The organism is Shimia sp. Alg240-R146 (genome assembly GCF_947331465.1).
Classification (GTDB): domain Bacteria; phylum Pseudomonadota; class Alphaproteobacteria; order Rhodobacterales; family Rhodobacteraceae; genus Shimia.
Genome location: NZ_CAMZOK010000002.1, coordinates 929,889 through 943,457, shown reverse-complemented (window position 1 = coordinate 943,457; position 13,569 = coordinate 929,889). Strand labels below are relative to the sequence as shown.

Here is a 13,569-nt window from a genome sequence, read left to right as displayed (position 1 = left end):
CTCTTATCGGCATTTTTACGCTTCTGGCAGTCCACTGCCACCTCAGCCATTGCGCCCTATATCCTGCCTCTGATATACGTTTTGTAACAAGATATTGACCGCCACAAAGAAGCGAGACCGGGACTTGAGCGACACGCCAGAAACCCCTGAAAACGAAGACGAATCCACTCACCAGCGGATGATCCACGACGGTCCGTCCGTCACCATCGAAGAAGAGATGAGCACCTCCTATCTCGACTACGCCATGAGCGTGATCGTCAGCCGTGCCATTCCTGACCTGCGTGACGGCCTGAAACCGGTCCACCGCCGCATTCTCTATGCGATGCATGAATCCGGAAACAGCCACGACAAATCCTATCGCAAATCGGCCCGTCCGGTTGGCGACGTCATGGGTAAATACCACCCCCATGGCGACAGCGCGATCTATGACGCGCTTGTGCGGATGGCGCAGGATTTCTCGATGTCTCTGCCGCTTCTGGATGGTCAGGGTAACTTTGGCTCAATGGACGGCGACAACCCTGCCGCCATGCGCTACACCGAAGTCCGCATGGACAAACCGGCAGCGTCCCTGCTGGCTGACATCGATAAAGAAACCGTCGATTTTCAGGACAACTACGACGGCAAGGACCAGGAACCCACCGTTCTTCCGGCCCGCTTTCCGAACATGCTGGTCAACGGTGCGGGCGGCATCGCCGTGGGTATGGCCACCAACATTCCCCCCCACAACTTGGGAGAAGTTGTCGACGCCACGCTTGCTTTGATCGAAGATCCGGACCTGACAAGCGAACAGCTGATCGATTACGTGCCTGGCCCCGATTTTCCCACTGGCGGCATTCTGCTGGGCCGCTCCGGCGCCCGTAAAGCCTATCTCGAAGGGCGCGGCAGCGTTATCATCCGCTCCAAAACCCGCGTCGAAGAGATCCGCAAAGACCGTTGGGCGATTGTGATCGACGAGATCCCCTATCAGGTCAACAAGGCGTCTATGATTGAAAAGATCGCCGAAGCCGCGCGTGAAAAACGCATCGAGGGCATCGCCCACGTTCAGGATGAATCTGATCGCAACGGCGTGCGTGTGGTTGTCGAGCTCAAACGCGACGCCACTGCTGAGGTCGTGTTGAACCAGCTCTTCCGGTTTACGCCGATGCAAACCTACTTCGGGTGCAACATGCTGGCCCTGAATGGCGGCCGGCCTGAACAACTTACACTGCGTAAGTTCCTGACATCATTTATCGATTTCCGTGAAGAGGTTGTCGCGCGCCGCACAGCTTACATGTTGCGCAAAGCCCGCGAGCGCAGTCATATCCTTTGCGGTTTGGCCGTCGCTGTCACCAACGTCGACGAAGTGGTCGCCACCATCCGCGCCTCCGCCGACGCTGCCGAGGCGCGCGAAAAGCTGATGACGCGCCGTTGGCCCGCCGAAAGCATCGCCGCCTACATCCGTTTGATCGACGATCCGACCCATAAGATGAATGACGACGGCACCTATAACCTGTCCGAAACGCAGGCCCGTGCGATCCTCGAATTGCGCCTGCAACGTCTGACCCAGATTGGCGTCAAAGAAGTCACCGACGAGCTCGAGGAACTGGCCGCTAAGATCAAGGAATACCTAGAAATTCTCGGCTCACGTGAGCGTATCATGGGTATCATCTGCGACGAGCTGCGCGATGTTCGTGAAAGCTTCGCCGTCGACCGCCGCACCCAAATCGTCGACTGGTCCGGTGACATGGACGACGAAGACCTGATCGAACGCGAAGATATGGTCGTGACCGTCACTTCCGGCGGGTACATCAAACGCACTCCGCTTGCCGATTTCCGCGCTCAGAAGCGCGGCGGCAAGGGGATTTCGGGCATGCAGACCAAAGAAGAGGACGTGGTCACCACTCTCTTTGTGGCCAACACCCACACCCAGCTCTTGTTCTTCACCACCGACGGCATGGCCTACAAGCTCAAAACGTGGCGTCTGCCACAAGGTGGTCGCACCGCCAAGGGCAAGGCCATCGTCAACATCCTACCCATCCCGACAGGTGTCTCGATTGCGGCAATCATGCCGGTCGATCGCCCCGAAGAAGAATGGAACGACCTGCAAATCGTCTTTGCCACATCCGCGGGAACTGTGCGTCGTAACCGACTGTCAGACTTCACTAATGTGAAATCAAACGGCAAGATCGCTATGAAGTTTGAGGACGACAACGCCGACACCAAGCTGATCAACGCGCGCATTTGTACGGAAGAAGACGACGTGATGCTGGTGACCAACTCGGGCCGTGCAATCCGCTTCCCGACAACCGAGGTTCGCGTCTTCAACTCGCGCGCCTCCGTTGGGGTTCGCGGCATCAAGCTGAGCGGCAAGGATGAGGTCGTCTCGATGTCGATCATCCGCCACTTCCGCGCCGAAAGCGAAGAGCGCGCCGCCTATCTCAAGATGCGCCGCGCCGTGGCCGGTCTGACGGACGAGGATTCCGACGACGAAGACATCCCTGCAGGTGAACTCAGCCAGGAACGCTATGCTGAAATGTCCGCCTCCGAAAACCTGATCCTGACCATCACCTCCGGTGGGGCCGGCAAGATCAGTTCCAGTCACGACTACCCTGTCCGCGGACGGGGTGGCATGGGCGTCGCGGCCATGGACAAGGCCATGCGCGGCGGTGAACTTGTCGCGTCTTTCCCGGTTGAGATGGGCGACCAGATCATGCTGGCAACCTCCAAAGGTCAATCCATCCGGGTGCCCGTGGACGGTATTTCCTTCCGCTCGCGCTCTGCAGGTGGTGTGAAAGTCTTCAACACCGGCAAGAACGAAGAAGTCGTTTCGGTCGCCTGGATTGCAGAACAAAATGACGACGAAGAGGACGCAGATGTCAGCGAAAGCTGATCCTGCTCCATCAAAGACCCTCTTAAACGGCGCCTCAATCAGGCGCCGTTTTTTCTTGGCTTGTCATCCCGATAGCCACATCGCATGTTTACTCAGAAACACTTTTTGGGAGCCAAGTGATGAAAACACCTGCACTTTTCGCGGCCTGCCTTTTTGCTGTCCCGACCTTCGCTTTGGCCGACATGAAACCCGTAGACGCCAGCACAGCCCACGCCGCATTCAGCGGAGCGAACTACACCTGCACTTTGCTCAAGAAAGAGTATGAGATGGAGTTTGCGGATGTCCCTGCCGATGCACGGGAGTTCCCATATGAAATTCGCACAGGCAATCAGGTAACCCAGGACGCCTATATTGTGACCGATGACGGAGAGATCCATCTGCAAAGCGGGGATATAGTACGCTACCTCGCCTTTAGCGAAGACTCGCTGAACATCGCAAAGACAAGCGTCGGACAAGCCGCGGTCTGCTTGCGCAACTAACACGCACGAAAAGTGGGGACGCATAAGCGCCCCCCAAAACCTGATATCTCTAAGGCTTCAAAGCTTGTAGATATCGCCGAATTTCGCTTCTAGATAATCCAGCAAAGGCCCGCCATTCGGTGCGGCCCCGGTGGCGTGTTCAATGGTTTCCGCCGGTGTACGCAAGCCGCCAAACTGCTGCAGGTTTTCCCGCAACCAGCCCGTGGCCGCCGACGTATCGCCCTGCGCCAGTTGGCCTTCCAAATTCGGCACTGCTTTGCGCAGCGCTTCGTTCAGGCAGCCCGCGTAGACATTGCCCAACGAATAGGTCGGGAAATACCCAAATAGACCAACCGACCAGTGCACGTCCTGCAACACGCCATTGGATGGCTTGTCCACGGCATATCCGAAATCAGATTCAAACCGGTCGTTCCAAGCCGCCTCAAGGTCATCAACCGCCAGATCGCCCAGCATCAACGCGCGCTCCAGATCAAAGCGCAGCATGATGTGCAAATTATACTGCACCTCATCGGCTTCGGTACGGATATAGCCGTCGTTAACCCGGTTCACAGTGCCATAGAAATCCTCAGCGTTATCAACGCCAAAGTCGCCAAACGCCGCTTGCATCTGCGGGAACAGCCAATCGGTATATGCGCGACTGCGCCCCAGTTGGTTTTCATAAATTCTGCTCTGGCTTTCGTGCACGCCCATCGACACGCCACGTCCCAGCGGAGTCAGAAGATACGCCTTGTCGATGCCCTGCTCATAGGCGGCGTGGCCGACCTCATGAATGGTCGAATAAAAACAGTTGAACGGCTCATCCGTTGTGCGCGTGGTGATGCGCACGTCCAGACCGCTGCCCGAACAGAACGGATGGGTGACCTGGTCAATCCGCCCGTGATCAAAATCATAGCCAAACGATGCCGCCAGCTTTTCTGTCAACGCCATTTGCGCCGCAGATGGAAAGGATCCGGTCAGTTTCGGCGGGGCTTTCGCCGCCAGAACCGCTTCGCGCAAGGCAACCAGACGGGGCCGCATCGCATCAAACATCGCCGCAATTTCGTTGGCCGTCATTTCCGGCTCATAGTCATCGACCATGGCGTCATAGACATCGCCACCCGCTGCCAATGCCTGACCTTCTTGCTGCTTAAGGCCCACAACTTCTTTTAGCGTCGGCAAAAACGCAGCCACATCTTCATCGGCCCGCGCCTGTGCCCAGATGCCTTGAGCCCGGCTGGTGACCTTGGCAATTTCTGCGGCCAGATCCGCAGGCACTTTTGACGTTCTCTCATACGATTTACGGATGTGGCGCATATGGGCACGCTCGACTTCGCCAAGCTGCGCATCGTCAATCTCTGACAACCACGTCCCAACCTTTGGGTCAATTCGGCGCGCGTGCAGCACGCTTTCCATCGCGGCCATTTCCTCGGCCCGCTGCGGGGCTGCTCCCGCTGGCATGATTGCCTCCTGATCCCAGCCCAAACGGCCGGCAACCTGACCCAAAGCCTGAGTCGTATGCTCAAACGCCATCAACTGCTTATATGCAGACATTCTTGTTTTCCTCTTTTCAGGTCGCGTCGCGAACGGACGATGCAATCGGATAATGGCTCAGGAACCGCGCCCGCAGGATCAGCGCCCAAACAGCAATGGCCACGCCCTGATGCACAATCGCGATGTGCACGGGAGCAGCATAAACAACGGTGGCAATACCAACGGCAATCTGCACAGCAATCGCGGCAATTGCAGCATTAAACGCAAACCGGGTGGCCGAATGAGCAGACCCCTGCGCACGCCGCCAGACAACCACAGCGAAGATCACCAACAGATACCCCCAGATACGATGCACAAACTGCACAAGGCCGGGATTTTCAAAGAAATTCCGCCACGCCGGCTCCAGCATCATCGGATCAGGCGGGATCACCTGCCCGCCCATCAGCGGCCAATCAGTATAGCTGCGACCCGCATCAATACCGGCCACCAAAGCGCCGAGCAGAATTTGCACAAAGCTCATGTGCAACAGGCCTGTCGACAGGCCAAACAACTTCGCTTCTTTGCCGCGCCGTGCCTGCATCAAGTCACGCTCTGAGCGCCCCATCATCAGTATATACCAGCCGATAAAGCCCATAATGATGAATGCCAGCCCCAGATGCGTCGCCAAACGATAGCTCGCCACCGTGGTCACACCCTGTCCAGAGGTCACGCCGCTGGCAACCATCCACCAACCGACAGCGCCTTGCGCGCCACCCAGCGCGCCGATCAACAACAGCCGTCCGGTCCAGCCGGTCGGGATTTGTCGTGCCACCAGGAAACCAAAGAACCCAAGCGCCCAAACCAGCCCGATTACCCGACCAAGCTGACGATGCCCCCATTCCCACCAATAGATGGTTTTGAAGTCCGCCAGCGTCATCCACTGGTTCTCGATCTCCCACTGGTCGATCTGCTTGTATTTGTCGAATTCTGACTGCCACTCGATCTCGCTCATCGGCGGCAGCGCGCCAGTCACAGGTCGCCATTCGGTGATCGACAACCCGCTATCAGTAAGCCGCGTCAGCCCGCCCACCACAATCATCGCCATCACCAGCGCAAACAACACCATCAGCCAGACGCGAATCCCGCGCCGCGCACCTTTGGTGCCACCGTCAATCACCCCAACAGCCTTTGCGGCTTCCTTGGGGGACTCATTGCTGACGTCTTCGAAAATGCTGCGTTTCTGGCTCATCGCTGCGCTCCTGATTTGGCTGCGAGGTTATGTGTCTTCTGGGCGCGCTTCAACCACAGATGAACCCTTATTCAGAGCGATCTTTCCAGCGCACCATTTGCCGCATCACGCCGTGCAACATCTGCACATCCGCCCGTGTCAAACGCATACGGCTCCACATGTTGCGCAGATTGATTTTCATACCCTCTGCTTTGGGTTCGGGATAAAAGAATCCCGCCTCATCCAAACGCTCTTCATAGTGACGCTCCAGCGCCTCCATTTCCGAATGCGTCGCCCAGTCGGTTTTTGCCATATCGACACGCTCGGCCACAAATTCCGCGCTTGCGCGCCGCCACTCATAAGCGGTCAACAACACGCATTGCGCCAAATTCAGCGAGGCATATTCAGGGTTCACCGGCACGTTGATTATGGCGTTCGCCCGCGCAATATCCTCGTTCTCAAGCCCTGCCCGTTCCGGCCCGAACAACACGGCAACCTTTTCGCCGCGTTCGATCATCTCCGCTGCCTGCTGCATCGCCTTCTCCGGCGTGACCACCGGCTTGGTCAGCCCCCGCGCCCGCGCAGTGGTGGCAAAAACATAATGACAATCCGCAAGCGCCGCCTCGGTGGTTTCGGTCAGCAAAGCCCCGTCCAAAACCCGTCCAGCACCCGACGCCATCGCCACGGCACGCTCGTTTGGCCAACCATCGCGCGGGTCCACAACCCGCATCTTGTCGAGACCAAAATTCAACATCGCACGCGCGGCACCGCCGATGTTCTCCCCCATCTGGGGGCGCACCAAAACAAAAGCAGGCTGCGGCTGGTCGCTGGACATATCGGCACTCCATGAGGAAATCCGCCCGCTGATACCCCCTCATAGGTTTCTAAACAAGCGCCCCCCGCTTCCTCTTGCTATAAATATCCGCGCTGCAGGCTTAATGTCTCTGTATCCAACACGGAGGAATCACATGCCCTATGATGAAGGACACGCCACATTGATGCGTGAGGAACTGCTCGACATCGAAGGCATTACCGAGAAAAGGATGTTCGGCGGGCTCTGCTTTCTGCTGCATGGCAATATGGTCTGCGGCGTCCACAAAGGCGGCGGCATGGCGCGTGTCGGCAAATCGCGCGAGGCGGAGGCGCTTGAAATTGACGGCGTTGATCCTTTGTCGTTCACCGGACGTCCAATGGGCGGCATGGTCGACATTTCCGAAGACTTGCTGGCAGACGACGATCGCCGCGCCGAAGTCATCGCGCTTGCGCTCACAAACGCACGCAGCTTGCCGCCCAAATAGCTTAACCCGCATAGCCAATCCCGAATTTCCGCGCTATAGCGGCGCAATCACCTCGACAGGTACCCAAGGAGAGCCCCGCATGGCCGACACAGAGCAGCCGCAGATCTATTTGATCACGCCCCCGGACATTGAACTCTCCCGCTTCCCCGACCAACTCGCCGCCGTCTTAGACAGCGCCGACATCGCCTGTGTGCGCCTTGCGCTTGCCACCCGCGACGAAGACCGCATTTCCCGCGCCGCCGACGCGCTGCGCGACATCACCTACGACCGCGACGTGGCACTGGTGATCTCCGAACATGTGCTGCTTTCAGAACGCCTTGGCCTTGACGGCGTGCATCTGACCGACGCTGCGCGCTCTGTGCGCAAGGTGCGCAAAGACCTGGGCGATGACGCCGTGGTTGGCGCCTTCTGTGGCGCGTCCAGCCACGATGGCATGACCGCTGGCGAACACGGCGCCGATTATGTCAGCTTCGGACCCGTGGGAAACACTCCGCTGGGTGACGGTACTCTGGCGGAAAAAGACCTGTTTCAGTGGTGGTCGCAAATGATCGAAGTGCCGGTTGTGGCCGAAGGCGCACTCGACACCAACATCATCGCACAGCTTTCACCCTTCACAGACTTCTTCGGCATTGGCGAAGAAATCTGGAAAACCGACGATCCCGTTGCCAAACTCGCGGACTTCCGCGCCGCGTTTACCGCCTGAGACCTTTCATGACCCAGTCGCCTGACATTCTTTGCATCGGCTCTGTCCTCTGGGACATCATCGGCCGTGCGCCAAGCCACATGCGTCAGGGCTCCGATGTGCCCGGTCGCATCACCCGCCTGCCTGGCGGCGTTGCATGGAATATTGCCATGACGCTGGCGCGTTTCGGGGTGCGCCCCGCGACGCTCACCGCCATCGGTCGCGACGCCGAGGGTGACGAGCTGATGACTTCCTGCTCTGAGATGGGCGCAATCATGGACTATGTCTATCGTTCCGCTGATTTGCCGACCGACACCTATATGGCCGTCGAAGGCAAAAACGGCCTGATCGCGGCGATTGCCGATGCCCATTCGCTTGAGGCAGCTGGCGACAAGATCCTGACTCCGCTCGAAGACGGCTCGCTTGGGTCTGAGACCGCGCCCTATCCGGGCCTGATCGCGCTTGACGGCAACTTGACCCAACGCCTTTTGGATCAAATCGCGCGCAGCCCGCTGTTTGCCTCCGCCGACCTCCGCGTCGCGCCTGCATCTCCGGGCAAAGCCGAACGCTTGATGCCCTTCCTGATGCACTCACGCGCCGTGCTGTATGTGAACTTGGAGGAAGCTGGCTATCTCTGCCAGAAAGAGTTCACAACCTCACAAGCGGCCGCCCAAGGCCTGCTGGATCGCGGCGCCGCCCGCGCGCTGGTCACCGATGGCGGCAACGACGCCTCTGACGGCACGGTCGAGGGCATCATCACCCAACAACCGCCCGCGGTTCTGGTGACCCGTGTCACCGGCGCTGGCGACACCTTTATGGCCGCCCATATCGTGGCCGAGTCCCAAGGCTGCACCCGCAAAGAGGCGCTCGACCGCGCTCTGACGGCTGCGGCCAAATACGTTTCCGGAGAACACGCCACATGATGACCCTGACCCGCTCCCCCGAAGTGATCGACGCGCAGAAAAACGGCGCCCCTGTTGTGGCGCTTGAAAGCACCATCATCACCCACGGCATGCCCTATCCGCAAAACCTAGAAGTTGCGCGACAGGTTGAAGCCGACATCCGCGCCGCAGGCGCAACGCCCGCCACCATCGCTGTGATCAACGGCACACTGCACGTCGGTCTGACCGACGCACAACTCGAAGGTTTGGCTCAAGCCAAAGACGTGGCTAAAGTGTCCCGCGCCGACATGCCCGTGATCATGGCCAAGGGTGGCATGGGCGCCACAACTGTTGCCGCCACAATGATCGCGGCAAATTTGGCCTGCATTGATGTCTTTGCCACCGGCGGCATCGGGGGCGTGCACAAAGGCGCCGAACTCAGCTTTGACATCTCCGCCGACTTGCTGGAACTCGCCGCAACTCCCGTGACCGTGGTGGCCGCAGGTGCCAAAGCCATTCTCGACATTCCAAAAACGCTTGAGGTTCTTGAAACCCACGGCGTGCCGGTGATCGCTTATGGTCAGGACAGCTTTCCTGCCTTCTGGTCGGCCACCTCAGACCTCGTCGCACCGCTGCGCATGAACAGCGCCGCCGAAATGGCCCGCGCCGCGCTCATGCGTCAGGCGATGAACCTGCCCGGCGGCCAACTGATCGCCAACCCGATCCCAGCGGACGCCGAAATTCCCGCCAGCGAACTGGCGCCCGTCATCGCACAGGCCACGCAAGAAGCCGACGCACAAGGCGTCTCCGGCAAAGGCGTCACGCCTTTCCTTCTGCAGCGCATTTTTGAACTGACGGACGGCAAGTCCCTCGTCGCCAATATTGCGCTTGTGCGCAACAACGCCCGCCTTGCTGCGCAAATTGCCACTGAAATGAGCACCTTGCGGGCCAATTATTAAAGTCCCTGTGTCACAGCCGCGCGACCTAGGGTAAACTCGTTGCACCCCCGCGTCGAAATGCCTAACTAGAACGTAAGGGAAGCGCGGGACCGGAAATGACTACACCATTTGACGAAGAAAAACACAAAGCCAGCTTTTTGGGGCGCCTGCGCTCCAGCTTTCTGACCGGCATTGTTGTCATTCTGCCCATCGCGCTGACCATCTGGTTGATCTGGACTCTGGTTGGCTGGGTCGACAGCTTCGTGCTGCCGCTGATCCCGGACACAATCCAGCCTGAGAAATACATCGGCATCAACCTGCGTGGCGTCGGCCTGATCATCTTTTTGATCTTCACCGTTGTGGTCGGCTGGATCGCAAAAGGCTTGCTCGGCCGTTCGCTCATTCACTGGGGCGAAGGGCTGGTCAGCCGTATGCCCGTGGTGCGCTCGATCTATTCCGGCGTAAAACAGATCGCAGAAACCATCTTTGCTCAAACCGAACGCAGCTTTGAAAAAGCCTGCCTGATCGAATACCCACGCCGCGGCATCTGGGCAATTGGCTTCATATCGACAACGGCCAAGGGCGAAGTTGCCGACACTGCCGCCACAACCGGCGATTTGATGAGCGTCTTTGTCCCGACCACGCCCAACCCGACCTCAGGCTTCCTGTTGTTTTTCCCAAAAGACGACATTGTCGAGCTTGAAATGTCAGTGGAAGACGCCGCCAAACTGGTGATCAGCGCGGGTCTGGTCTATCCAAACTCCAAAGACCCGACGCAGCCGCCCGAAGACTAAACGCGCCCCACGTGGGGCGCACCGCAAAACAACATCACATCGCGGTCCAACCGCCGTCCACACTGATCGTTGTTCCGGTGATCTGCGCCGCTGCATCGCTGGCCAGAAAACACACTGTGCCTCCCAATTGCTCGACCGTGGCAAACTCACGGCTTGGCTGACGCTCCAGCATCACCTTCTTGATCACCTCATCACGGCCCATGCTGTATTTCTCCATGGTGTCCGGGATTTGCGCCTCCACCAACGGTGTCAAAACATAGCCCGGACAAATCGCATTACAGGTGATCGGCTCCTCAGCGGTCTCAAGTGCCACCGTCTTGCTCATGCCGACCACACCGTGTTTCGCCGCCACATAAGCCGCTTTGTACGGCGATGCGGTCAATCCATGCGCGCTGGCGATGTTGATCACCCGACCCCAGCCCCGCGCCCGCATGTGCGGCAACGCGGCGGCCGTGGTGTGAAACACCGAATTCATGTTGATCGCGATGATGGCGTCCCATTTGTCCACCGGAAATTCCTCAATCGGCGCCACATGCTGAATACCGGCGTTGTTCACCAGAATATCGCAGCCGCCTGCGGTCTCAATCAAGGCGCGGCAGGCGTCGCCGTTGGACATGTCCGCCTGAATATAGCGAGCGGCTACACCAAACTCTGCACTGATCCCGGCGGCCAAGGCATGATCTTCGTCCCGATCCGTGAACGAATTGAGAATCACTTCCGCCCCCGCACGTGCCATTTCGCGGGCCACGCCCAGACCGATTCCCGAGTTAGATCCGGTTATGATCGCGGTTTTGCCCTTCAGGCTCATATCGATTCCCTTCCTTCAGATGTCGCAGCGGCACCATAGCATGCTGCATCAGCAAAATAAGGGAGATCACCCTGTATCCGTAGTCTTACGTAACCCGCTCAGCCAAGTTTCACTTAGGCAAAAAAAACGCCCGCACGAAGCGGGCGTAAAGTTATTGAGGCAGGTTTCATACAGGCAAGAAACCTATCGAGCAGTGACTCCTTTATAGGCATTTGTGCGCCGCACTCCAAGCTAAAAGTTTGAAAAGCCTCAGAACCCTCGCTACTGCTAGGCCTAACAAAACAAAGGCGAGTGGGGATTGTTGAAGCAATGAAACCAGTATGTTTCTCTCTAAAATGGACACTGACGGCCGCCGCAACCGTTGTTTTCTTAGGTTCACAGGGAATCGCCGAACCCGGCCACGGCATCGCCATGTATGGCGCGCCGGCCCTTCCGTCCGATTTCACCGCCCTGCCCTATGCCAACCCCGACGCGCCCAAAGGTGGGCGAATTGTGACCGGCAACACCGGTGCATTCGATTCGCTCAACCCATTTGTGCTCAAGGGAAACGCCCCGTGGCAGCTGAGATTCTTTGTTTATGAATCACTTATGGGACGCAACCGCGCCGAACCGTTTGCACTATATGGCCTGCTCGCAGAATCCATCGAGACCGCGCCGGATCGTTCTTGGGTCGAATTCACCCTGCGCGACGAAGCCCGCTTCTCTGACGGCTCACCCGTGACGGTCGAAGATGTGATCTGGTCTTACGAAGTCCTCGGGACGGAAGGCCACCCGCGCTACCACACGCTTTGGAAGCAGATGGAGAGCATCAAGGCCACTGGCCCACGCTCTGTGCGCATGACATTTAACACAGAGAACCGCGAACTCGCCCTGATTGCTGGCCTGCGCCCTATCCTGAAAAAAGCGCAATTCATCGATGATGAAATCGCGGATGTAACTCTGAATAATTTCCCGATTGGCTCGGCACCCTACGTCGTGAGCGATTTTGATCCCGGGCGTCAGGTGACATTGGCTCGCAACCCCGACTATTGGGGCGCAGACGTTCCCTTGCGGCGCGGCACCAATAACTTTGACAAAATCCAGATTGATTTTTACGGCGACGGCGAGGTTCTGTTTGAAAGCTTCAAGGCCGGCGCGGTGTCCTATGCACGCGAATTCAACGCCGAAAAATGGGCCAATCAATACGACTTCCCCGCCACGCTCGCCGGTGATGTGGTGAAATCCGAGATCCCTCATCAAAAACCGTCCGGCATCACTGGTTTCGTGATGAACACCCGACGCGCGCCGCTGAATGACATCCGCGTGCGGGACGCGCTGATGCACAGCTTTAATTTTGAATACATCAATGACACGATGACCGGAGGCCGCCAGCCGCGCATTTCCTCCTACTTCTCAGGCTCGCAACTCGCGATGCACCCAGGCGCGGCCCAAGACCGCGTCGCCGAATTGCTCGCGCCATTTTCCGATGACCTCCCCGCAGAAACCCTTGAGGGGTACGCGTTGCCAGCCTCCGACGGCTCTGCCCGCAACCGCCGCAACATGCGTAGCGCAATCCAATTGCTTAATGACGCAGGTTGGGATGTGGTCGACGGCAAAATGCGAAACGCGGATGGCGAGGTTCTGACCCTCGAAATTCTTCTGCCGCAAAACGACACGCAGAACAAAGCCATCATCGACATATGGCGCAAGGCTTTGGAAAACCTCGGCATCGACGTGAAAGTTTCCTTGGTCGACAATGCGCAGTTTTCGCAACGTACCGGATCGTTTGACTTCGACATCACCAAAGAGCGCCGCGCGCTGTCCCTTAGCCCGGGCAATGAGCAACGGCTCTATTGGGGCTCGGACGCAGCTGCGCAGCCCGGTTCGCGCAACCTTGCGGGCATCACCTCGCCCGCTGCAGACGCGATGATCACCGAAATGCTGACTGCAGAGTCACAAGAAGATTTTGTCGCCGCCACCCGCGCGCTGGATCGCATCCTGACCTCGGGTCGCTACATCATTCCGATCTGGACCTACGCTGTGGGCCGCATCGCGCACCGCCGGGAAATGCGCTTTCCGGATGAGCTTCCGATCTATGGTGACGGAGCCGATTGGATGCCGCAATTTTGGTGGTGGGAAGACTGAACCCGCACGTATCCGCGCC

The 13,569-nt window shown here is 58.3% G+C and carries 12 protein-coding genes; 8 read left to right on the top strand and 4 right to left on the bottom strand.

The features are described 5' to 3' along the window. Nucleotides 1–124: 124 nt before the first annotated feature. Both gyrA and PG871_RS13840 read left to right on the top strand, forming a co-directional pair. On the top strand, nt 125–2,869 hold the full coding sequence (gene gyrA / locus PG871_RS13845) for a DNA gyrase subunit A (RefSeq protein ID WP_270730229.1): 2,745 nt from the start codon (nt 125–127) through the stop codon (nt 2,867–2,869). A 119-nt stretch (nt 2,870–2,988) separates the two neighbouring features. Continuing rightward, a complete protein-coding gene (locus PG871_RS13840; protein ID WP_270730227.1) occupies nt 2,989–3,348 on the top strand; it encodes a hypothetical protein in 360 nt (119 codons plus the stop codon). Nucleotides 3,349–3,405: 57 nt separating this feature from the next. On the opposite strand, the gene PG871_RS13835 is transcribed toward PG871_RS13840, so the two are convergent. The 3 genes from PG871_RS13835 to PG871_RS13825 all read right to left on the bottom strand — a co-directional run bounded on the left by PG871_RS13835 (nt 3,406) and on the right by PG871_RS13825 (nt 6,860). Continuing rightward, the gene (locus PG871_RS13835) at nt 3,406–4,878 is read right to left on the bottom strand and encodes a carboxypeptidase M32 (RefSeq protein WP_270730225.1); all 1,473 of its coding nucleotides are present in this window, start codon (nt 4,876–4,878) and stop codon (nt 3,406–3,408) included. Nucleotides 4,879–4,894: 16 nt separating this feature from the next. After that, the gene (ctaA, locus tag PG871_RS13830) at nt 4,895–6,046 is read right to left on the bottom strand and encodes a heme A synthase (RefSeq protein WP_270730223.1); all 1,152 of its coding nucleotides are present in this window, start codon (nt 6,044–6,046) and stop codon (nt 4,895–4,897) included. A 67-nt stretch (nt 6,047–6,113) separates the two neighbouring features. Further along, entirely contained in the window at nt 6,114–6,860 is a 747-nt protein-coding gene (locus PG871_RS13825; protein WP_270730221.1) for an RNA methyltransferase, read from the bottom strand. Nucleotides 6,861–6,993: 133 nt separating this feature from the next. Between PG871_RS13825 and PG871_RS13820 the strand changes: the two genes are divergently transcribed. The 5 genes from PG871_RS13820 (at nt 6,994) to PG871_RS13800 (ending at nt 10,618) form a co-directional block, all read left to right on the top strand. Then, entirely contained in the window at nt 6,994–7,323 is a 330-nt protein-coding gene (locus tag PG871_RS13820; protein ID WP_270730219.1) for a TfoX/Sxy family protein, read from the top strand. Nucleotides 7,324–7,402: 79 nt separating this feature from the next. Then, entirely contained in the window at nt 7,403–8,026 is a 624-nt protein-coding gene (locus PG871_RS13815; protein WP_270730217.1) for a thiamine phosphate synthase, read from the top strand. An 8-nt stretch (nt 8,027–8,034) separates the two neighbouring features. Further along, on the top strand, nt 8,035–8,928 hold the full coding sequence (locus PG871_RS13810) for a PfkB family carbohydrate kinase (RefSeq protein ID WP_270730215.1): 894 nt from the start codon (nt 8,035–8,037) through the stop codon (nt 8,926–8,928). Further along, entirely contained in the window at nt 8,925–9,845 is a 921-nt protein-coding gene (locus PG871_RS13805) for a pseudouridine-5'-phosphate glycosidase (RefSeq protein WP_270730213.1), read from the top strand. The genes PG871_RS13810 and PG871_RS13805 overlap by 4 nt, the downstream gene beginning before the upstream one ends. A gap of 95 nt (nt 9,846–9,940) precedes the next feature. After that, nucleotides 9,941–10,618, top strand: coding sequence for a DUF502 domain-containing protein (locus PG871_RS13800; protein ID WP_270730211.1), 678 nt, complete (start codon nt 9,941–9,943; stop codon nt 10,616–10,618). Between the two features lie 34 nt (nt 10,619–10,652). Here PG871_RS13800 and PG871_RS13795 read toward each other — a convergent pair whose 3' ends face one another. Beyond that, nucleotides 10,653–11,426, bottom strand: a complete 774-nt coding sequence (locus PG871_RS13795; RefSeq protein ID WP_270730209.1) for a 3-hydroxybutyrate dehydrogenase — start codon at nt 11,424–11,426, stop codon at nt 10,653–10,655. Between the two features lie 309 nt (nt 11,427–11,735). Between PG871_RS13795 and PG871_RS13790 the strand changes: the two genes are divergently transcribed. Then, the gene (locus tag PG871_RS13790) at nt 11,736–13,550 is read left to right on the top strand and encodes an extracellular solute-binding protein (RefSeq protein ID WP_443020494.1); all 1,815 of its coding nucleotides are present in this window, start codon (nt 11,736–11,738) and stop codon (nt 13,548–13,550) included. Nucleotides 13,551–13,569: the final 19 nt, after the last annotated feature.